At 67.4% G+C, this 18,048-nt stretch carries 17 protein-coding genes, 1 pseudogene and 1 riboswitch; of the genes and pseudogenes, 13 read left to right on the forward strand and 5 right to left on the reverse strand.

The window, feature by feature from the left end:
* The first annotated feature begins 18 nt into the window (after nt 1–18).
* The 8 genes from GTZ97_RS16920 to GTZ97_RS00610 all read left to right on the forward strand — a co-directional run bounded on the left by GTZ97_RS16920 (nt 19) and on the right by GTZ97_RS00610 (nt 7,259).
* On the forward strand, nt 19–1,077 hold the full coding sequence (locus GTZ97_RS16920) for a GGDEF domain-containing protein (RefSeq protein WP_161648559.1): 1,059 nt from the start codon (nt 19–21) through the stop codon (nt 1,075–1,077).
* A 24-nt stretch (nt 1,078–1,101) separates the two neighbouring features.
* Nucleotides 1,102–1,200, forward strand: a riboswitch (S-adenosyl-L-homocysteine riboswitch).
* A gap of 84 nt (nt 1,201–1,284) precedes the next feature.
* The gene (ahcY, locus tag GTZ97_RS00580; RefSeq protein ID WP_161648560.1) at nt 1,285–2,721 is read left to right on the forward strand and encodes an adenosylhomocysteinase; all 1,437 of its coding nucleotides are present in this window, start codon (nt 1,285–1,287) and stop codon (nt 2,719–2,721) included.
* 32 nt (nt 2,722–2,753) lie between these two features.
* Nucleotides 2,754–3,530 carry a TlyA family RNA methyltransferase gene (locus GTZ97_RS00585; protein ID WP_161648561.1) on the forward strand — a complete coding sequence of 259 codons (777 nt, stop codon included), beginning with the start codon at nt 2,754–2,756 and terminating at the stop codon, nt 3,528–3,530.
* Between the two features lie 4 nt (nt 3,531–3,534).
* Nucleotides 3,535–4,386 carry a methylenetetrahydrofolate reductase [NAD(P)H] gene (gene metF, locus GTZ97_RS00590; RefSeq protein ID WP_161648562.1) on the forward strand — a complete coding sequence of 284 codons (852 nt, stop codon included), beginning with the start codon at nt 3,535–3,537 and terminating at the stop codon, nt 4,384–4,386.
* Between the two features lie 219 nt (nt 4,387–4,605).
* Nucleotides 4,606–5,217 carry an OmpW/AlkL family protein gene (locus tag GTZ97_RS00595; RefSeq protein ID WP_161648563.1) on the forward strand — a complete coding sequence of 204 codons (612 nt, stop codon included), beginning with the start codon at nt 4,606–4,608 and terminating at the stop codon, nt 5,215–5,217.
* 464 nt (nt 5,218–5,681) lie between these two features.
* The gene (locus GTZ97_RS00600; RefSeq protein ID WP_161648564.1) at nt 5,682–6,446 is read left to right on the forward strand and encodes a hypothetical protein; all 765 of its coding nucleotides are present in this window, start codon (nt 5,682–5,684) and stop codon (nt 6,444–6,446) included.
* Between the two features lie 70 nt (nt 6,447–6,516).
* On the forward strand, nt 6,517–6,816 hold the full coding sequence (locus GTZ97_RS00605; protein ID WP_161648565.1) for a nucleotidyltransferase domain-containing protein: 300 nt from the start codon (nt 6,517–6,519) through the stop codon (nt 6,814–6,816).
* Nucleotides 6,813–7,259, forward strand: a complete 447-nt coding sequence (locus GTZ97_RS00610) for a hypothetical protein (RefSeq protein WP_161648566.1) — start codon at nt 6,813–6,815, stop codon at nt 7,257–7,259. Before GTZ97_RS00605 ends, GTZ97_RS00610 begins: the two co-directional genes overlap by 4 nt.
* A gap of 138 nt (nt 7,260–7,397) precedes the next feature.
* On the opposite strand, the gene GTZ97_RS00615 is transcribed toward GTZ97_RS00610, so the two are convergent.
* Both GTZ97_RS00615 and GTZ97_RS00620 read right to left on the reverse strand, forming a co-directional pair.
* Nucleotides 7,398–8,093, reverse strand: coding sequence for a PEP-CTERM sorting domain-containing protein (locus tag GTZ97_RS00615; protein ID WP_161648567.1), 696 nt, complete (start codon nt 8,091–8,093; stop codon nt 7,398–7,400).
* A gap of 138 nt (nt 8,094–8,231) precedes the next feature.
* Nucleotides 8,232–8,813, reverse strand: a complete 582-nt coding sequence (locus tag GTZ97_RS00620) for a 5-formyltetrahydrofolate cyclo-ligase (RefSeq protein ID WP_161648568.1) — start codon at nt 8,811–8,813, stop codon at nt 8,232–8,234.
* A 29-nt stretch (nt 8,814–8,842) separates the two neighbouring features.
* Between GTZ97_RS00620 and GTZ97_RS00625 the strand changes: the two genes are divergently transcribed.
* Complete coding sequence (locus tag GTZ97_RS00625; RefSeq protein WP_161648569.1) at nt 8,843–11,104, forward strand: lytic transglycosylase domain-containing protein; 2,262 nt, start codon at nt 8,843–8,845, stop codon at nt 11,102–11,104.
* Nucleotides 11,105–11,136: 32 nt separating this feature from the next.
* Nucleotides 11,137–12,105 (forward strand): complex I NDUFA9 subunit family protein, encoded by a 969-nt coding sequence (locus GTZ97_RS00630; protein ID WP_161648570.1) that lies wholly within the window; start codon nt 11,137–11,139, stop codon nt 12,103–12,105.
* 249 nt (nt 12,106–12,354) lie between these two features.
* Here the strand turns inward: GTZ97_RS00630 and GTZ97_RS00635 are convergent.
* From GTZ97_RS00635 to GTZ97_RS00645, 3 genes and pseudogenes are all read right to left on the reverse strand, one after another.
* Nucleotides 12,355–12,741: pseudogene (locus GTZ97_RS00635) on the reverse strand (barstar family protein); the annotation flags it as partial.
* A gap of 101 nt (nt 12,742–12,842) precedes the next feature.
* On the reverse strand, nt 12,843–13,292 hold the full coding sequence (locus GTZ97_RS00640; protein ID WP_161648572.1) for a guanyl-specific ribonuclease: 450 nt from the start codon (nt 13,290–13,292) through the stop codon (nt 12,843–12,845).
* A 179-nt stretch (nt 13,293–13,471) separates the two neighbouring features.
* A complete protein-coding gene (locus GTZ97_RS00645; RefSeq protein ID WP_161648573.1) occupies nt 13,472–15,766 on the reverse strand; it encodes an NADP-dependent malic enzyme in 2,295 nt (764 codons plus the stop codon).
* 153 nt (nt 15,767–15,919) lie between these two features.
* Here GTZ97_RS00645 and thiL point away from each other — a divergent pair, with 153 nt between their 5' ends.
* The 3 genes from thiL to GTZ97_RS00660 are packed head-to-tail and all read left to right on the forward strand — an operon-like array spanning nt 15,920 to nt 18,034.
* A complete protein-coding gene (gene thiL, locus GTZ97_RS00650) occupies nt 15,920–16,924 on the forward strand; it encodes a thiamine-phosphate kinase (RefSeq protein ID WP_161648846.1) in 1,005 nt (334 codons plus the stop codon).
* A complete protein-coding gene (locus GTZ97_RS00655) occupies nt 16,921–17,526 on the forward strand; it encodes a phosphatidylglycerophosphatase A family protein (RefSeq protein WP_236650932.1) in 606 nt (201 codons plus the stop codon). Before thiL ends, GTZ97_RS00655 begins: the two co-directional genes overlap by 4 nt.
* A 13-nt stretch (nt 17,527–17,539) precedes the next feature.
* A complete protein-coding gene (locus GTZ97_RS00660; protein ID WP_161648574.1) occupies nt 17,540–18,034 on the forward strand; it encodes a CinA family protein in 495 nt (164 codons plus the stop codon).
* Nucleotides 18,035–18,048: the final 14 nt, after the last annotated feature.

The following is an 18,048-nucleotide window of genomic DNA, read 5'->3' on the forward strand; positions in this document are numbered from 1 at the left end:
TGAAGGATGGATGTTTCCGTGGACACCCGTGATGGGCTGGTTGCCATGCCATGGCGGCCAGACGTGTTTCAGAGGATGATGCTGGCGATTGCCGCAATCGCCGGTCTGGCACACCTTGTCTTCATCGGCTTGATGCTCTGGGCGGGCGTCACCTTGCTGGCCTGGGTCAACGTCGGCAGCGTGGCGCTGTACGCGTGGACGTTCTGGCTGGTCAAGCGCCACCGCCCCGATCCGGCGCTGTTCTTCATGGGCGTCGAGATCCTGGGCCATGCCCTGCTGGCGGCTTTTGTCATCGGCTGGGACACCGGCTTCCATTACTACATGGTCCTCACGATTCCCGTGCTCATGCTCAGCACGATGTGGACGCTGCGGGTCAAGACGCTGCTGGCCGTGATGATCGGCGCGTTGCTGATTGCGGCGGACGTGTATTTGCGCGGGCGAGCGCCGGTGGTGGCTGTGCCTCAGGCGCTTGAGGCCTTTCTCTACTATTTCAACCTGGTCGCCACGCTGGCCATCCTCGGCTTTCTGGCCTTCTTCTACCAGCGTCTGGTGCTCATGGCCGAACACCAGTTGCGCCTGCAGGCCTGCACTGATCCACTGACCCAGTTGCGCAACCGCCGCTTCGCGATGGAGGTGGCGCAACACGAGGCGGCGGTGTTCGAGCGCGGCGGCCGGCCGCTGGCCCTGCTGCTGTGCGACATCGACCACTTCAAGCGCATCAACGACCAGCATGGCCACGATGCAGGCGACGCTGTGCTGCGCGCGGTCGCGCAGGCGCTGCGCGAAGGCGTACGCGAGATCGACCATGTGGCCCGCTGGGGTGGCGAAGAGTTTCTGGTGCTCTTGCCTGGCACCGAGGTGGCCGAGGCCGAGCAGGTGGCCGATCGGCTGCGTGAGGCCGTTCAGCGACTGGAAGCGGGCCCGCGGGCCGGCGCGCTGGCCGTCACCATGACCTTTGGCGTCAGTGTGCTGCGCCCGGGCGAAGGCGTGGAGCAGGCGCTGGCACGGGCCGATCAGGCGCTGTACCGCGGCAAGGAAGCCGGCCGCAACCGTGTGATCCTTGCTTCCGCTGCCTGAGCGGTCGCCCTATAATCCTCTCCAGCTTTCGAGGAGCGTTGCAAGGCCCCCGCGCAAACCATTGCGCCCGGCGTGGCCCCAGGCTCGAAGGTGTTCTCCCTCTTGCAACGGCGCTCACCCGCATGTGTCCCGCTGGGTGAGCTGTATCCATTTCTCGTGTTCCCGGGCGCGCACCGCGGCTTCTGAAACTGCTTTAGGAGCTCTGTCATGAACGCTGTTCTCAAGCCACTGGCCTCAGACCAGTACGTTGTCGCCGATTTGTCGCTGGCCGACTGGGGCCGCAAGGAAATCAAGATCGCCGAGAGCGAGATGCCCGCGCTGATGGCCATCCGCAAGGAATACGCCGCCAGCCAGCCGCTCAAAGGCGCGCGCATCACCGGCTCGCTGCACATGACCATCCAGACGGCCGTGCTGGTCGAAACCCTGCAGGCGCTGGGCGCCGAGGTGCGCTGGGCCTCGTGCAACATTTACTCCACCCAAGACCATGCCGCGGCGGCGCTGGTGGCCACCGGCACCCCGGTGTTTGCCTACAAGGGCGAATCGCTGGAAGAGTACTGGGACTACACCCACCGCATTTTCGAGTTTGGCGCCAAGGGCACCCCGGGCGAAGGCCCCAACATGATCCTGGACGATGGCGGCGACGCCACCATGCTGATGCACCTGGGCAAGGCCGCCGAGCGCGACATCGGCGTGCTGGACAAGCCCGGCAGCGAAGAAGAGCGCATCGTGTTTGCCGCCATCAGGGCCAAGCTGGCGCAAGACCCCACGTGGTACAGCCGCAAGAGCGCCGAGATCATCGGCGTGACCGAAGAGACCACCACCGGTGTGCACCGCCTCAATGAAATGAGCGCCAAGGGCACCCTGATGTTCCGCGCCATCAACGTGAACGACTCGGTCACCAAGAGCAAGTTCGACAACCTATACGGTTGCCGCGAATCGCTGGTGGACGGCATCAAGCGCGCCACCGACGTGATGGTGGCCGGCAAGGTGGCCGTGGTGTGCGGCTACGGCGACGTGGGCAAGGGGTCGGCTCAGGCCCTGCGCGCCCTGAGCGCCCAGGTGTGGGTGACCGAGATCGACCCCATCAACGCCCTGCAGGCCGCGATGGAGGGCTTCCGCGTGGTGACCATGGACTGGGCTGCCGACAAGGCCGACATCTTCGTGACCGCCACCGGCAACAAGAGCGTGATCACCTACAAGCACATGCAGGCCATGAAGGACCAGGCCATCGTGTGCAACATCGGTCACTTCGACAACGAGATCGACGTGGCCGAGCTGGAAAGCCAGTGCCAGTGGGAAGAGATCAAGCCGCAGGTCGACCATGTCATCTTCCCGGATGGCAAGCGCATCATCCTGCTGGCCAAGGGCCGCCTGGTGAACCTGGGTTGCGCCACCGGCCACCCCAGCTACGTGATGTCGTCGAGCTTCGCCAACCAGACCATCGCCCAGATCGAGCTGTACGCCCACCAAGATGCCTACGACATCGGCAAGGTGTACGTGCTGCCCAAGCACCTGGATGAGAAGGTGGCCCGCCTGCAGCTGACCACGCTGAACGCCCAGCTGACCGAGCTGACGGACGAGCAGGCGGCCTACATCGGTGTGCCCAAGCAAGGCCCCTATAAGCCTGACACTTACAGGTATTGATCTCGCCCCTGCGGCCCATTGTTAGGAATTGCATGCCACGCGCTGACCAGCTTCTCGTTCAACATGGGCATGCGCCCACCCGCTCTGCCGCCCACCGCCTGGTGGACGCAGGCGCCGCACAGTGGCTGGGCCCCAAGGGCTGGACCACGCTGCGCAAGGCGGGTGAAGACCTGCCGGAGGACGCGCAGCTGCGCGTCACCAACGACGATGAGCTGCGCTGGGTGTCGCGTGCGGGGCTCAAGCTGGAGGGCGCCCTGGCGCACATCGGCCTGAGCCCGGCGGGCATGACCTGCCTGGACGTGGGCCAAAGCACGGGTGGCTTCACCGATGTGCTGCTCGCTCAGGGCGCGGCCCGCGTGGTGGGCGTGGACGTGGGCCATGGCCAGTTGCACGACAAACTCAAGGCCGATGCGCGCGTGGTGTGCCTGGAGAACCTCAACGCCCGTGAGCTGGACGGCAGCGCACTGCGTGAGCAGGCGCCGGCCGAGGGTTTCGATCTGATCGTGGCCGACCTGTCCTTCATCGCGCTGTCCAAGATCGTGCCCGGCCTGGGCCCCTGGCTGAAGCCGGGCGGCCAGGTGGTCATGCTGATCAAGCCGCAGTTCGAGGTGGGCAAAGAGCATGTAGGCAAGGGCGGCGTCGTCAAAGACCCGGCCCAGCACGCACGTGCCCGCGACATGGTGCGCCGCGCGTGTACCGATCTGGGCTGGAAGGTGCACAAGGGCTTTGCCAGCCCGATTGCCGGTGGCGACGGCAACCTGGAATTCTTCATCTGGGCGCAGTCGCCGCTGGCGCCCGAGCAAGCGTGATCTCATGACCACCGTTGACCCCACGCAGCAGCGCCTGCCCATCAGCTTCGAGTTCTTCCCGCCCAAGACGCCCGAGGGCGTGGACAAGCTCGCGGCGGTGCGCCAGCAGCTCTACCCGCTCAAGCCCGAGTACTGCTCGGTCACCTACGGAGCTGGCGGCTCCACGCAAGACGGCACCATCCAGACCGTGCGCGCCATCCTGGCCGAAGGCTGCGATGCGGCCCCCCACTTTTCGTGCATTGGCGCGAGCAAGGCCAGCGTGCGCGAGCAGCTGGCCCAGTTCAAGGCCGAAGGCATCACGCGCATCGTGGCACTGCGTGGCGACCTGCCCAGTGGCTACGGTGGCTTTGGCGAGTTCAAGTACGCCAGCGAGCTGGTGGCCTTCATCCGCGAAGAAACGGGCAGCCACTTCCACATCGAGGTGGGCGCCTACCCCGAGATGCACCCCCAGGCCCGCAACCCGCAGGCAGATTTGCAGGCCTACGTCACCAAGGTGAAGGCCGGGGCCGACGTGGCCATCACCCAGTACTTCTACAACACCGACGCCTACTTCCGCTTTGTGGACGACGCCGAGAAGGCCGGTGCCACCATCCCCGTGGTCCCGGGCATCATGCCCATCACCAATGCCAGCCAGTTGCTGCGCTTCTCGGATGCCTGCGGTGCCGAGATCCCGCGATGGATCCGCACCCGCCTGGAAGGCTTTGGCGATGACAAGGCCTCCATCCAGGCCTTTGGGCTCGATGTGGTGGTCGACCTGTGCGACCAATTGCGCTGCGCCGGCGTGCCCGGCCTGCACTTCTATTCGATGAACCAGGCCACGGCCGTCAAGGCCATCTGCGAGCGCCTGGGCTGGTGAACGCCCGCCGCGCAGCCACCGTGTTGCGTGGCCGCATCGTTTCACCTTGTTGCATCTGATCTGGCGCAAAGACGGGGCGGCTGTGAGACCCCGGCAGCGTTTTCAGGCGGTTGCGACTTGATGCAGCACAAGTCGGGCAGGGGTGGTGATTGTTGAAATGAATCCATCGCGGCCCCGGGCGGGGTCGCAGGTTTCTGGTTCATCAAGAAGGACACCATCATGACCCACACCGCTGTTCGCATCGCCGCTGCGCTGGCCCTGGCCGCCACCACCCTGACGCCCGCCGTCGCCCAGACCGCTGACGGTCAGTGGCTGGTGCGTGCCCGTGCCGTCCATCTGGATGCTGCCAACAAGGACACCGTCGACATCACCGACGTGAGCATCAACAACAAGTGGCTGCCGGAAGTGGACATCAGCTACTTCTTCACCCCCAACATTGCGGCCGAGCTGATCCTGACCTACCCGCAAAAGCAAGACGTGCGTTCGTCGGCCCACGGTGGCAAGATCGGCACCCTCAAGCACCTGCCCCCCGTGCTGAGCCTGCAGTACCACTTTGATCAGGTCAACGGCTTCAAGCCCTATGTCGGCGCCGGCCTGAACTACACCCGCTTCTCGAATGTGGACCTGCCCGACGGCTTCACGATCAAGAAGAACAGCGTCGGTCTGGCTCTGCAAGCCGGTGTGGACTACGAAATCAGCAAGGGCATGTACCTGAACCTGGATGTCAAGAAGGTGCAGATCCGCACCGACCTGAAGCTCGAAGGCGAGAAGCTGGGCAAGGTCAAGGTCGATCCGCTGCTGATCGGCCTGGGCATCGGCTGGCGCTTCTGATTGGCTGATCTGATCGGCTGAGCGCTCGCGCATCACCGCACCAAGAGCCTCCTTCGGGAGGCTTTTGGTTTTTTGGGGTCTCTGCTGCTTTGTGTGGGTCGCGGGCATCAGGCCGCCGGGGGCGGCGGGCGGGCTTCACGATGCGGGCCCTGCTGGCGCAGGGCTTCCCTGCGGTGCTCGCCATGGGCTGGGGCCGTGGAACTCGCTGCGCTGTCGCTCCGCTCGAACATCCCCGGCCAGTCAGATCACGAGACCGATCTTCGCCCGCGAAGCTCGGCCCAGCCCATGCCTGCGCGCCTCGGCCGCATCGAGGCGCCCGCCCGCCGCCCCCGGCGGCCTGATGCCGAGTCGTGGCGTGCGACGGATCATCGCGCCGGTGGCCATCGTTGCGCGACACAATCTTGGGCAATGGGCGCCTGCATGGCCTGCCTCAACGCAACCACCAGAGACCTGACGTCGGACACATGAGCAAGAAGCCCAAAATAGTGATGGCCCTTTACACCCACCGGGACACCTCCGCGTGGTCGGTGGGCCGACAGTTGCTGGATGCTCAGGTGGCGGCCCACCCGCTTCTGACACCGCATTACGTGTCGAACAACCCGGACGACTGTCGCGAGCCGCTGACGGATGAGGCCATGGCTGAGCGCCTCTGGAATGCGCAGCACCCGGTGGCCGGACATGGCAATGATGTCGTTCTGTTGCAGAACGATTTCGCCTGGAAGCGTCGCAAGCGCATCGCCTGCCTGGCGTACCTCTGCCACGGCTTCGTCAATCTGAGGGGAGAGGTGATTCCTGGGCGCTTGAACCTCAGGGCCGCCCCCCATCCTGAGGTGGATTGGCTGGCCTTGTTCAAGCAGTGGTGTGAAATCTGTCCGCCCCAGTTGGCCATGCTGCACCATTTCACCCCCACGGAACTGGCCGACCGACAGCTCGAGGCCGTTTATTTCCACGCGGGCTCCCTCGGGAGTTACGACAACCCTCAGTTTCTCAATGCCGCCTGGGCCATGTATTTCGGTGAGGGCATGGCTCAGCATGTGGACGTCCCGGTTCTGCAGGCTGCGGGCTTCCTGGTCGAGTCCATGCCGAACGGTTACCTGGTGCGCATCACCCCCGATCTGGCCGATGTGGCGCGCGACTATGCCGCCTTTGCCGAGCGCCGTGCCGAGCTCAAGCAGCATTTCCCGTCGGGCTTTTTTCCGATGAGCGATGTGCCCGAGCTGGGAGGGTGATCGGCCCCGCGCTTTGGCTTGAACCCAGCACAGCGTGGCGCCTAACGCGGGTTTCGGTCAGAATGAAGTCATGCGCTTGCACGCCGACCTGATTCAAGTCATCAAGGACGTGGCCCAGCAGCAGCTTGGGCCCGACGTGGAGGTGCGCCTATTTGGCTCGCGCCTGGATGATCAGGCACGGGGCGGCGACATCGACCTCTACATCGAAACGCCCCATGTGCTGAACAACCGCGCCCTGACCGCCGCCCGAGTGGCCGCACGGCTGGAGCGCCGCCTGGGCGACCGCAAGGTGGATGTCGTGCTGGTGGACCCGTCCACCACCCATCAGCCGGTGCACACCGTGGCCCGCCAGGAAGGTGTGGTGCTGTGAGCGACGAGCGCCTGGCCTTCCTGCGTGACATCGTGGCCTTGGAGGTGGAGCACCTGCAGCAAACCGATCAGCGCCTGTTTCAAGAGCCCATGGATGCGGACCGGGTGCGACGGCTCCGCTACGACATTGACTTGGCCGAGCGCGTGGATGCGTTTGTGGCGCGGTTCGGGCGGCTGCAAGACACCGTGGCCGACAAACTGCTGCCCGCCTTGCTGCAGGCCAAAGCCGAATCCGTGGGCCCGGCGCTCGACAACCTCAACAAGGCTGAGCGCTTTGGCTGGCTGGCCTCGGTGGATGAATGGCTGGTGGTGCGCAAGCTGCGCAACCGCATGATCCACGAGTATGTGAAAGACCCGGCCGAACTGGCCCAGGCGCTGCAAGCGGCTCACGACTTCGTGCCTCTGCTGGTCCACACCGCCCAGCGGATGCGCCAGGCCGCCTGAGAGCCAGCGCCGATGGACGACGTGCCGGAGTTGCTGCCCCTGAGGCGTCGCCACGTATGGGCTGGCGCGTTCAGGCCACAAAAAAGCCCGCACAAGGCGGGCTTTTGAGCCGACGCGGCAGGCCGAAGCCTGCGGCGATCAGGCTTGGCGGCGGCGCTTGGCCAGGGCCAGGCCGATCAGGCCGATGCCCATCAGCGCGTAGGTCGAGGGCTCGGGGATGGCCGGCGTCACCGACACGGTGCCGATCTTGATCGAGCCGATCAGGTCAGCGATGTAGGTGTAGTCGTCGGGGTTCAGTTCGGCGGCCGTCAGGTAGTCGCGGAAACCTTGCGACAGCACGAAGCCCGAGGCGTCCAGGCCCAGGGTGCGGGTGGTGCCCGAGCTGGTCACGTTGGTGCCGGCCACGCCGCCGAAGCTGCTGGACACATTGGTGGCGGTCAGCAGCGACTGGTCGTTCAGGTTCAGCAGGGGCAGCAGGGTCGAGCCCACCAGCAGATCACCGTACAGGGTGTTGGTGCCCACGTCGAAGGTGAAGTCGCTCAGCGTGACGGTCGGGTTCAGCGTCTTGGTCAGGCGGATGCCGGCGGTCTGGGCGAAGTTGATGTCGATCGGGCCGGGGCTGGCGTCCAGGCTGACCGACTCGACGGCGATGGTCAGGTTGTTGCCGCTCAACGTCGAGCCGCCCGTCGCGGCGACCGAGTAGCCGGTCGACGAGATGGCGGACGGGTTCAGCGTCACGGTGGCGTTGGTGGCCGTGAAGGGCTGGTTGGCCGCAGAGGCCACACCGGCCGCTGCGAACAGCGCAACGGCGCTGGCGAGCTTGGTGAATGTCATCGGTTCTTCCTTGAAGGCTGAAATGGCTGGTGATTCGATCAAATACACGGCACTGAGGCCTTGTCTACGCCATGTTCTACTTCCTCCACCCGATGGGCGATAGGGTTCACCTTAATTCCCCCCGAAACACGGGGTGCGTTAACTGCTCCAAGTGTTGCGTTCGGTGATCACCGCCATCAGCGGCACGTCATGCGCTTGGGCGACCAGCTGGTCCGCCGGCAGCAGCCCGATTTCCCAGCTCAGACCGATCGCGACGGCCTCGGGATGGGCGGCGAGGTAGCGATCGAAGTAGCCGCCGCCATAACCCAGGCGGATGGCCCCCGCGGTGTGGCCCACGCATGGCACCAACAGCACGTCGGGCCGAACTTCGCGCCCGTCGGCGCAGGCGATGCCGTGGTCGTCGGTGGCCCGCGGCGGCTGCCCGTCCCACAGGCGGTAATGCATGGCCGGTGGGTTTTTCTGCGACGTGGGCAGGGCAAGCGTGCAGCCCAACGTCCGTTGGGCCTTCAGGGCCAGGGAGTTCGGGTTAAATTCCCCTGGAAGTGCCCAGTACACCCCCAGGCACGTCGGCTCGAGTTGCACCAGCGCGTCCCACAGCCGCTGCGCGAGCGCGTCATGCGCCGCGGCGGCGGCCTCGCTGGCCCACCAGGTCTTGCGTGCAGCCAGCAGCGCGCGACGCAGGCTGGTGCGATCGGAATCGGGAGCAGGCGAAGGGGGCATGGCACACACCAACAGCAAACGGACACAAGATGACTCTGGGATCAGTGTATGCGCCCCGCCTGGCGGGCCGGGTGCGCCGCGCCATCGCGGGTGCGGGGTTGACTTGCGCCGCCATGGCCTTCGGTTTGCCCGCTGCGGCGCAGGCGATGCCCGAGGCCGACGCAGCGATCAGCGTGGCCCGCGAGGCCTTCCGCACCGGCGACCGCGTGCGTCTGCTTGCCGCGCGTGAGCAACTGCTGCAGGCGGGCCACCCGCTGGCGCCGTGGGCCGACTACTGGGCCGTGGTGCAACGCCTGTCTCAGGCCACGCCCGACGAGGTGGACGCGTTCCTCGCCCGCTGGCCCGACAGCTACGTGGCTGACCGGGCGCGCAATGACTGGCTGCTGGAGCTGGGGCGGCGGCAGGACTGGCAGACCTTTTTGCGCATCCAGCCGGCCTTTCGGATGAACGACGACCGCGAGGTCACGTGCCTGGGGTGGCTGGCGCGCTATGAGACGCGTGCGGTGTCGGATACACAAGGCGACTGGCGCGGCCAGGCCCGCGATGCCTGGCTGGCGCAGCGCGACGCAGACGCAGGGTGCGACGCATTGGCGCGGCGGATGGTGGCAGCCGGCGTGTTCACGCAGGACGATGTCTGGCGCAAGCTGCGTTTGATGGTGGAGACCAACCGCCCAAGGGGCATCGAGCAGACGGCGCGGTTGCTGGGTGGCTCAGCGCCCACCGTGGTGGCGCGGTTGATGGATGCGCCGCAGGCCTTTTTGATGGCGGGCGGCGGCACCGCAGCGGCAGGCGGCGCTGGCGGGGGCGCTCGCACGCCCGGCGCCGCTGTCGGCCCTGCGCCCGAGCGGGGCACGCCGCGCCAGCAGGCCAAGCGCCGCGCGGCGCCGCCCCCTGTGCCCGAGGTGCAGCCCGCATGGCGCGGGCCCATGAGCCTGCTGGCCTTCATCCGCTGGGCCACCAGCGACCCGGCCGCCGCCGCGCAGGCCATGCAGGATCCGGCTGCCCGGCAGCGCTGGCAGTGGCGCAGCGAAGAGGCGGCCTGGGCCTGGGCTCACCTGGGCCGGCATTCGGCCTGGCGCTTCCTGCCCGAGGCGCCGGCCCATTTCGAGCGCGCGCTGACCGACCTGGCGCTGGCCGTATCGACGGGCGAGTGGCGCCCACAGGGCGGTCATGCGGCGGCGGCGTGGTCGACCGATACGCTGCAATGGATGGCCCGCGCCGGCCTGCGTTCGGCCGTGACAGGTGAGCCGGCTCGCTGGGCGCTCGTCGAGCAGGCCATTGATGCCATGCCCGAGAGCCTGCAACGCGACGGCGCCTGGATGTACTGGAAGGCGCGCGCCATGCTCGCCCGTGCACCGGCCGGTCCAGGTGGCGAGGCGCAACGCGCACAGGCCCGCGCCCTGTTGGCGCGCACGGTGGATCCGTTCAGCTTCTACGGCCAACTCGCACACGAAACCCTGCACCGTCGCCCGCACCCGCCGGTGGCGGCGGCTGCGCCGCTGACCGAACTGGAGCGCAGTTGGGCTGCCTCCCACCCCGGGGTCGACCGCGCCTTGCGCTTGTTTGCACTGGGCTGGCGGATCGAAGCCGTGCGGGAGTGGAACTTCACCATCGGCCACGCGCGCCCGGGTGGCTTCAACGACCGGGAGCTGTTGGCCGTGGCCGATGCCGCCTGCACGCGCGCCATCTGGGACCGCTGCATCAACACCAGCGACCGCACGCGCGCCGAGTTCGACCTCAATCAGCGTTACCCCACACCTTTCCGTGCCGATGTGTTGCGCGCGGCCCGTGACGTGGGGCTGGATCCGGCCTACATGTTCGGTTTGATCCGCCAGGAGTCACGCTTCATGCCCACCGCACGCTCGCAGGTGGGGGCCTCGGGCCTGATGCAGGTCATGCCCGCGACGGCGACGTGGACGGCGCGCAAGCTGGGCATTCCCTACACGCCGGACCGCATCACCGATCCGGACACCAACTTGCGTCTGGGTGCGGGTTACCTGAAGCTGGTGCTGGACGACTTCCAGGGCGCGCAGGCCCTGGCCGCGGCGGCTTACAACGCGGGGCCGGGGCGCCCGCGCCGCTGGCGTGAGGGCCCCACGATGGAGGCGGCGGCCTGGGTTGAGAACGTGCCCTTTACCGAAACGCGGGACTACGTGAAGAAGGTGCTGGCCAACGCCGTGGTCTACGGCCAGCTCTTGCACGGCCACAGCCTGTCGATTACAAACAGGCTGGGGCCCACCATCGGGCCGCGCGCCACCACGGCGCCGGCCGAGTCCCGCGATCTGCCCTGAGTTCCGGTTGAGCAGTCAAGGAGCGAGCTGTCATGAAACGCATCGTCGTGCTGGGTGGAACCGGCTTCGTGGGCCGGTCCGTGTGTGAGCAGCTGCAGGCCGACGGCCGCCTGGGGGGCGCGCGCATCGTCGTGCCGTCTCGCCGACGCGAGCGGGGCAAGCACCTGTTTCCCCTGCCGCAGGTCGACGTGGTGCAGGCCGATGTGCACCAGGACGCCGATCTGGCGGCCGTGCTGCGTGGGGCCGATGTGGTCGTCAACCTCATTGCCATCCTGCATGGCAGCCCGCAGGCCTTCGAGCAGGCGCATGTGACGCTGCCGCAGCGGCTTGCCGCGGCCTGCCGGCAGGCCGGCGTGGCCCGCATCGTCCACGTCAGTGCGCTGGGCGTGCCCGAGCAAGCCGCGCAAGCCCCGTCCAACTATTTGCGCACCAAGGCCCAGGGCGAGGCGGTGTTGCGCGCCTCGGGTGTGCCTTGCGTGATCCTGCGGCCCAGCGTGATCTTTGGCGAGCACGACCGCTTCCTCAACCTGTTTGCCGGGCTGCAGCGCCTGGCGCCCGTGATGCCGCTGGCCGGGGCCGACGCGCGCTTCCAGCCGGTGTGGGTAGAAGACGTGGCCCGTGCCGTCGTGCGGGGCGTAATGGACCCGACGCTGGCCGGTTCGACCTACGAGTTGGGCGGGCCGGTGGTGATGACGCTGGCCGACCTCGTACGCCTGGCCGGGCGGTTGGCGGGCTGCGCACGTCCGGTGGTGCCGGTGCCCATGGCGGTCGGGCGCATCCAGGCGGCGGTGATGGCCTGCCTGCCAGGCGAGCCGCTGATGTCGGCTGACAACCTCGACTCAATGAAGGTAGCCAATGTGCTGGGCGGCACGCTCCCCGGGCTGCGCGAACTGGGGATCGACCCGGCCTCGCCCGAGGCAGTGGCGCCGGGCTACCTCAGCCGACAGACGCCGAGCCTGGCCCGGCAACTCGACGCCTGGCGCGCCTGGGCGCGCCGCTGAAAAGCGAAACCGCCCGCATGGGCGGGCGGTTTCGGCGGCGAGCGAGGGCGGCCGGGTCGGGCCGGGCCGCAGGACTCAGGCCGCGGCCAGCAGGGCGCCGGTGTCGAACACGCTGCTCATCGGCGGCAGGTTCATCACGATGGGCTGCACGGCGTTCTTCGACACCTTCACCGGCTTGACGGTGGCGTCGTTCTGGGCCACGTCGGCCTTGTCCCAGTTGCCTGCCGATTCCTTGCCCGACAGGGCCATGGAATAGAACACGCGGAAGGGCACTTTGCGCTCGGACCAGAAATCGGCCGCGTCGCGGAAGGCGTCAAGCAACTGCTCGCGCGACTCGCGGTCGAACTCGGTGCCGCCCGGGATCAGCTCCAGCACGACGACGAAGCCAGGCTGTGGGCCCGACTTGTGCACCAGGTCGGTCATGCAGTCGTACAGGGCATCGAGGTTCTTGCCGAAGTGATCCGGGAAGAGGAAGTCGCGTGCGATGACGTCCAGCACATCCTGCTTGGTCCTGGCGCCCTTGAGGTTGGTGTACAGGAAGTGCTGCCCGGCCGCGTTGGCCGCCTGTTGCAAATCTTCCGGGCGGTAGGCGCGGATGGCTTGGACGATGTTGGGTCGAACGGATTGCAACAACATGATCGCTGTGGGCCTCGGGTGCTGCCGATCTGGGGTCGGGTCCCGCCGGGCCAGGTTGAAGGTCTGAAACAAAAGAACAATGCGGTCAGCCGGAAGGGCTGTCAATGCCGCGGATCAATCTCGCGAAAGTTCTGGTAGTGATCTTCGGTGTAGAAACAAGTTTCCGGCTGGTGAATGATTTGGCCCCCGCAGACGATGCGTCGCGCGCCGCGATGGCGCACCCCCGGCGTGGGCACGGTGTATTCACGGTAGAAGCCGCGTGGCTGGCGGGGCAGCAGACGCTCCCGGTTGCCGAACACCGTGCCATCCTTCTCGTAGCGGAACGGGCCGCCGCGGTGGATCTGCTGGTGTACCTGGCGGGCCTGCGCCGGCAAGGCGCTCAAGGCCACAACCGGCAAACCGGTGGTCGGGGCAGCGGGCGCGGGCGGTCGGGCGTCAACTGGTGCGATCAGGCACAAGGACAAGGCCAAGGCGCCCAGCCAGCCGGCGCGGCGGCGTGACGAGCCACAGGCGCTCGATGCAGGTTCCCTGTTGCGCGTGCGGGGCACCATGGTGGGCGTGTCCTGCCGGATCTCCGTCAGCAATGCAGCTCTTCGTGAAAGCAGTGATGCTATAGAAATCGGCTAAAAAGCTCAAGGCCCCTTCCCAGGGAAAACCGTGGAGAAGGGGCCTTTTCATGGGGGATTGACGGCCCATGCTATAAGCCGCACCCCCGTGCAGCGCGGCCGGCTCAGCGAATCGCGTTCGCGTCGGCCACCGTCATGGCTGTCATGTTGACGATGCGGCGCACCGTGGCCGAGGGGGTCAGGATGCACACCGGCTTGGCCGCGCCCAGCAGCACGGGGCCCAGCGCAATATTGTTACCAGCTGCAACCTTGAGCAGGTTGTACGAGATGTTGGCCGCGTCGATGTTGGGGCACACCAGCAGGTTGGCTTCGCCACTCAGCGTGCTGTGCGGCATCAGCTGCTGGCGGTAGGGGGCGTCGAGCGCGGTGTCACCATGCATCTCGCCGTCGATTTCCAGCCAGGGGGCCTGCTGCTGGATCAGGGCGAGCGCCTCGCGCATCTTCACCGCCGAGGGGTGGTTGCTCGAACCGAAGTTCGAGTGCGACAGCAAGGCGGCCTTGGGCCGCTGGCCGAATCGCATCATCTCTTCGGCCGCCATCACCGTGATCTCGGCCAGTTGCTCGGCGGTCGGGTCGTAGTTGATGTGCGTGTCGACGATGTTGACCGTGCGGCCCGGCAGGATCAGACCGGTCATGGCCGCATAGGTCTTGACGCCAGCCCGGCGGCCGATGACCTGGTCGATGTAGTGCAGGTGCAGGGCGGTGTTGCCCCAGGTGCCGCAGATCAGGCCATCGGCGTCGCCCTTGTGCACCAGCATGGCAGCGATCAGCGTCAGGCGGCGACGCATCTCGATCTTGGCCATCTGCTCGGTCACGCCCTTGCGCTCGGTCAGCCGGTGGTAGGTCTGCCAGTAGTCGCGGTAGCGCGGGTCGTTTTCGGTGCTGACGACGTCGACGTCCACGCCGGGGCGCAGGCGCAGGCCAAAGCGCTCGATGCGTTGCTCGATCACAGCGGGGCGGCCGATCAGGATGGGACGGGCGATGTTTTCGTCCACCACGATCTGGGCAGCGCGCATCACGCCTTCGTTTTCGCCTTCTGCGTAGGCAATGCGCTTGTGCTTGGCGCGCTTGGCCACGCTGAAAATCGGCTTCATCGTCTGGCCCGAGGCGTAGACGAAGCTCTGCAGCTTTTCCGTGTAGGCGATGTAGTCGGTGACGGGCCGGGTGGCCACGCCTGATTCCTCGGCCGCCTTGGCCACGGCCGGGGCGATCTTGATCATCAGCCGCGGATCGAAGGGCTTGGGAATCAGGTACTCCGGCCCGAAGCTCAGCGTGGCGCCCACGTAGGCGGCCGCCACCACGTCGCTCTGCTCGGCCTGGGCCAGCTCGGCAATCGCGTGCACGGCCGCGATCTCCATTTCGTCGGTGATGGTGGTCGCGCCCGAATCCAGTGCCCCGCGGAAGATGTAGGGGAAGCACAGGACGTTGTTGACCTGGTTGGGGTAGTCGGTGCGGCCGGTCGCCATGATGACGTCGTCACGCACGGCCTTGACCTCTTCAGGCAGGATCTCGGGCGTGGGGTTGGCCAGGGCAAAGATGATCGGGTTGGGGGCCATCTTCGCGACCATGTCGGCCTTGAGCACGCCACCAGCCGACAGGCCCAGGAACACGTCGGCACCCGCAATGACCTCGGCCAGCTTGCGCTGGTCGGTCTTCTGGGCGAAGAAGGCCTTGTCCGGGTCCATCAGTTCGGTGCGGCCCTCGTAGACCACGCCAGCCAAGTCGGTGACCCAGATGTTCTCGCGCGGCAGGCCGAGCTTGACCAGCAGTTGCAGGCAGGCCAGGGCGGCCGCGCCCGCACCAGACGTGACCAGCTTCACCTTCTGGATGTCCTTGCCCACGACCTTCAGGCCGTTGAGCAGGGCGGCGCCCACGACGATGGCGGTGCCATGCTGGTCGTCGTGGAACACGGGGATGTTCATGCGCTCGCGCAGCTTGCGCTCGACGTAGAAGCAGTCAGGTGCCTTGATGTCTTCGAGGTTGATGCCGCCGAAGGTGGGCTCCAGGCTGGCGATGATGTCGACCAGCTTGTCCGGGTCCTTCTCGTTGATCTCGATGTCGAACACATCGATGTCGGAGAACTTCTTGAACAGGACGGCCTTGCCCTCCATCACCGGCTTGGCGGCCAGCGGGCCGATGTCGCCCAGGCCGAGCACGGCCGTGCCGTTGGTGATCACCGCCACCAGGTTGCCCCGGCTGGTGTATTTGAAGGCGTTGGCCGGGTTTTCGACGATTTCTTCACACGGGGCAGCCACCCCGGGCGAGTAGGCCAGCGCCAGATCGCGCTGGTTGGTGAGCTGCTTGGTGGCGCTGATGGCCAGTTTGCCGGGCGTCGGGCGTTCGTGGTATTCGAGAGCGGCCTTTTTGAGTTCCGCGCGTTTTTCTTCAGGGGTGGTCATGCTGCGCCTTGTGAGCCGACGGACGACACCGTCGCGACCCCCGATTCTAGGAACTTCGGCGCCACCCGGGTGCGTGGATGTCCACATCTCGCGGCACCTGCCGCGGTTTTGCACGACCCGCCCGGTGCGGCAAGCGACAATGTCGGCATGAGCCTGGGCGAATTCGACCTGATCGACACCTTCTTCCGGCGCCCCGCCGGCCAGGGCCCCCGTCGAGCGGCGGTGGGCAACGGAGATGACTGCGCCGTGCTGGCCCCGGCGGCGGGCATGCAGCTGGCCATCTCCACCGACACGCTGGTCGAGGGGCGGCATTTTCTGTCCACCGTCGACCCGGGCCGGCTGGGCCACAAGGCGCTGGCCGTCAACCTGTCGGATCTGGCCGCCTGCGGCGCCCAGCCATTGGGCTTCACCCTCAGCCTGACCTTGCCGCGGGTGGACGCGGCCTGGCTCAAGGCGTTTGCGCGGGGGCTGTTCGACCTCGCCGATGAACACGACTGCGAGCTCGTCGGCGGTGACACCACGGCCGGGCCGCTGGCCATCGGCATCACGGTGTTCGGTGAGGTGCCGGCCGGGCAGGCCTTGCTGCGCTCGGGCGCGCGGCCGGATGACGACATCTGGGTCAGCGGCATGCTGGGCGAGGCCCGTCTGGCGCTCGAAGCGTTCCGCGGCACGCTGCATCCCAGCCTGCCGGGCGAGGCCTTCGACGCCGTGCGCCTGGCCATGGAGAGCCCCGACCCGCGCGTGGCCCTCGGTGTGGGCCTGCGGGGGCTGGCGAGCGCCGCCATCGACGTCTCTGACGGCCTGCTGGGCGACCTGGGACACATCCTGCGCCGCAGTGGGGTCGGGGCGGCGCTGGTGGTGGATGCCCTGCCGGTCAGCCCTTGGCTCGCGGCGCGCCCGGAAGCCGAGCAGCTCAATTGCATCCTCGCAGGTGGCGACGACTACGAGCTGGCGTTCACCGCGCCGACAGGCGCCCGCGCGCGCATCCATGCGCTGGGCGACGCGCTGGGCCTGATGCTCACCCGTGTCGGCCGGATCGAGGCCGAGCCGGGCCTGCGGCTATGGCGCGGCGAGCTGGATCTGTGGGAGGGGGACCCGGCGCGGCAGCCGGTGGCCAACCGCTGGCAGTCGTTCGACCACTTCAAGGGGGGCGCATGAACGCCGGTTCAGACGGGTCGGCCGGGCCGATGGCCGTGGCGGCGCCACGTCGCGCCAGCGTGCGCCTGCTGCTGTCCCGCCCCGCGCACTTCATCTCGCTGGGCGCGGGCAGCGGGCTCAGCCCGATCGCGCCCGGCACGGTGGGCACGCTGTGGGGCTGGCTGACGTTTGTGGCGCTGCAAGACGCATGGGGCCGTGCGCCGGCGTCAGACGGCTACTGGCTGGTGCTCTTGGCCGCAGGCTGGATCGTGGGCTGGTGGGCGTGCACGCGCACGGCGCAGACCATGGGGGTGGCCGACCCCGGCAGCATCGTATGGGACGAGATCTGGGCGATCTGGCTGATCTTGTGGCTGACCTCGCCGGTTGACTGGAAGGGCCAGTTGCTTGCGGTGGTCACCTTCCGCGCCTTCGATGCCATCAAACCCGGGCCGGTGGCCTGGGCAGATGGGTTGTTCAAGGCCCGGCCGGGCGAGCCGATTGGCTGGCGCCAGGGGCTGGGCATCATGTTCGACGACCTGGTGGCGGCCGGCTGTACCTTGATGGTGCTGGCCCTGGCCGTGGCCTGGCGCCACGGCGGCCCCCCTGTGGGGCTGCTGGGCTGACGGGAGGCACACGATGGACACGCAAACCCTCTTGCCCGAGGTCGAGGCCCTCGCCACGCTGCTGCTGGCGCGGGGCGAGCGGCTCGCCACGGCTGAATCCTGCACCGGCGGCCTCATCGCGGCGGCCTGCACCGAGCTGGCGGGCTCCAGCACCTGGTTCGAACGCGGCTTTGTGACCTACAGCAATGCCGCCAAGACCGAGTTGCTCAGCGTCGATGCGGCGTTGATTGCCGAGCACGGCGCGGTCAGCGAGCCCGTGGCACTGGCCATGGCGCGCGGGGCGCTGGCGCACTCGGCGGCCGACATCGCGGTGGCGGTCACCGGGGTCGCTGGGCCGGCTGGTGGATCGGCCCACAAGCCGGTGGGCACGGTGTGGATCGCGTGGGCGCAGCGGGGTGGGGCCGCGCATGCGACGCATCACCTGTTCAATGGCGACCGTGCGGCCGTGCGGGCCGCGACGGTCATACATGCCCTGGCAGGGTTACGGCAACGCCTGACGCCGCTGTGAGCCCCTGCTGACGG

It is taken from the genome of Aquabacterium fontiphilum (assembly GCF_009909205.1).
Taxonomy (GTDB): domain Bacteria; phylum Pseudomonadota; class Gammaproteobacteria; order Burkholderiales; family Burkholderiaceae_C; genus Aquabacterium; species Aquabacterium fontiphilum.

Coding starts and splice junctions, on each gene's coding strand:
- GTZ97_RS00585 (WP_161648561.1), top strand. CDS start 2,754: ATGCCACGCGCTGACCAGCTTCTCGTTCAACATGGGCATGCGCCCACC.
- GTZ97_RS00645 (WP_161648573.1), bottom strand. CDS start 15,766: ATGACCACCCCTGAAGAAAAACGCGCGGAACTCAAAAAGGCCGCTCTC.
- GTZ97_RS00615 (WP_161648567.1), bottom strand. CDS start 8,093: ATGACATTCACCAAGCTCGCCAGCGCCGTTGCGCTGTTCGCAGCGGCC.
- GTZ97_RS00605 (WP_161648565.1), top strand. CDS start 6,517: ATGCGCTTGCACGCCGACCTGATTCAAGTCATCAAGGACGTGGCCCAG.
- GTZ97_RS00600 (WP_161648564.1), top strand. CDS start 5,682: ATGAGCAAGAAGCCCAAAATAGTGATGGCCCTTTACACCCACCGGGAC.
- GTZ97_RS00660 (WP_161648574.1), top strand. CDS start 17,540: ATGGACACGCAAACCCTCTTGCCCGAGGTCGAGGCCCTCGCCACGCTG.
- GTZ97_RS00625 (WP_161648569.1), top strand. CDS start 8,843: ATGACTCTGGGATCAGTGTATGCGCCCCGCCTGGCGGGCCGGGTGCGC.
- GTZ97_RS00620 (WP_161648568.1), bottom strand. CDS start 8,813: ATGCCCCCTTCGCCTGCTCCCGATTCCGATCGCACCAGCCTGCGTCGC.
- metF (WP_161648562.1), top strand. CDS start 3,535: ATGACCACCGTTGACCCCACGCAGCAGCGCCTGCCCATCAGCTTCGAG.
- GTZ97_RS00630 (WP_161648570.1), top strand. CDS start 11,137: ATGAAACGCATCGTCGTGCTGGGTGGAACCGGCTTCGTGGGCCGGTCC.
- ahcY (WP_161648560.1), top strand. CDS start 1,285: ATGAACGCTGTTCTCAAGCCACTGGCCTCAGACCAGTACGTTGTCGCC.
- GTZ97_RS00595 (WP_161648563.1), top strand. CDS start 4,606: ATGACCCACACCGCTGTTCGCATCGCCGCTGCGCTGGCCCTGGCCGCC.
- GTZ97_RS00640 (WP_161648572.1), bottom strand. CDS start 13,292: ATGGTGCCCCGCACGCGCAACAGGGAACCTGCATCGAGCGCCTGTGGC.
- GTZ97_RS00655 (WP_236650932.1), top strand. CDS start 16,921: ATGAACGCCGGTTCAGACGGGTCGGCCGGGCCGATGGCCGTGGCGGCG.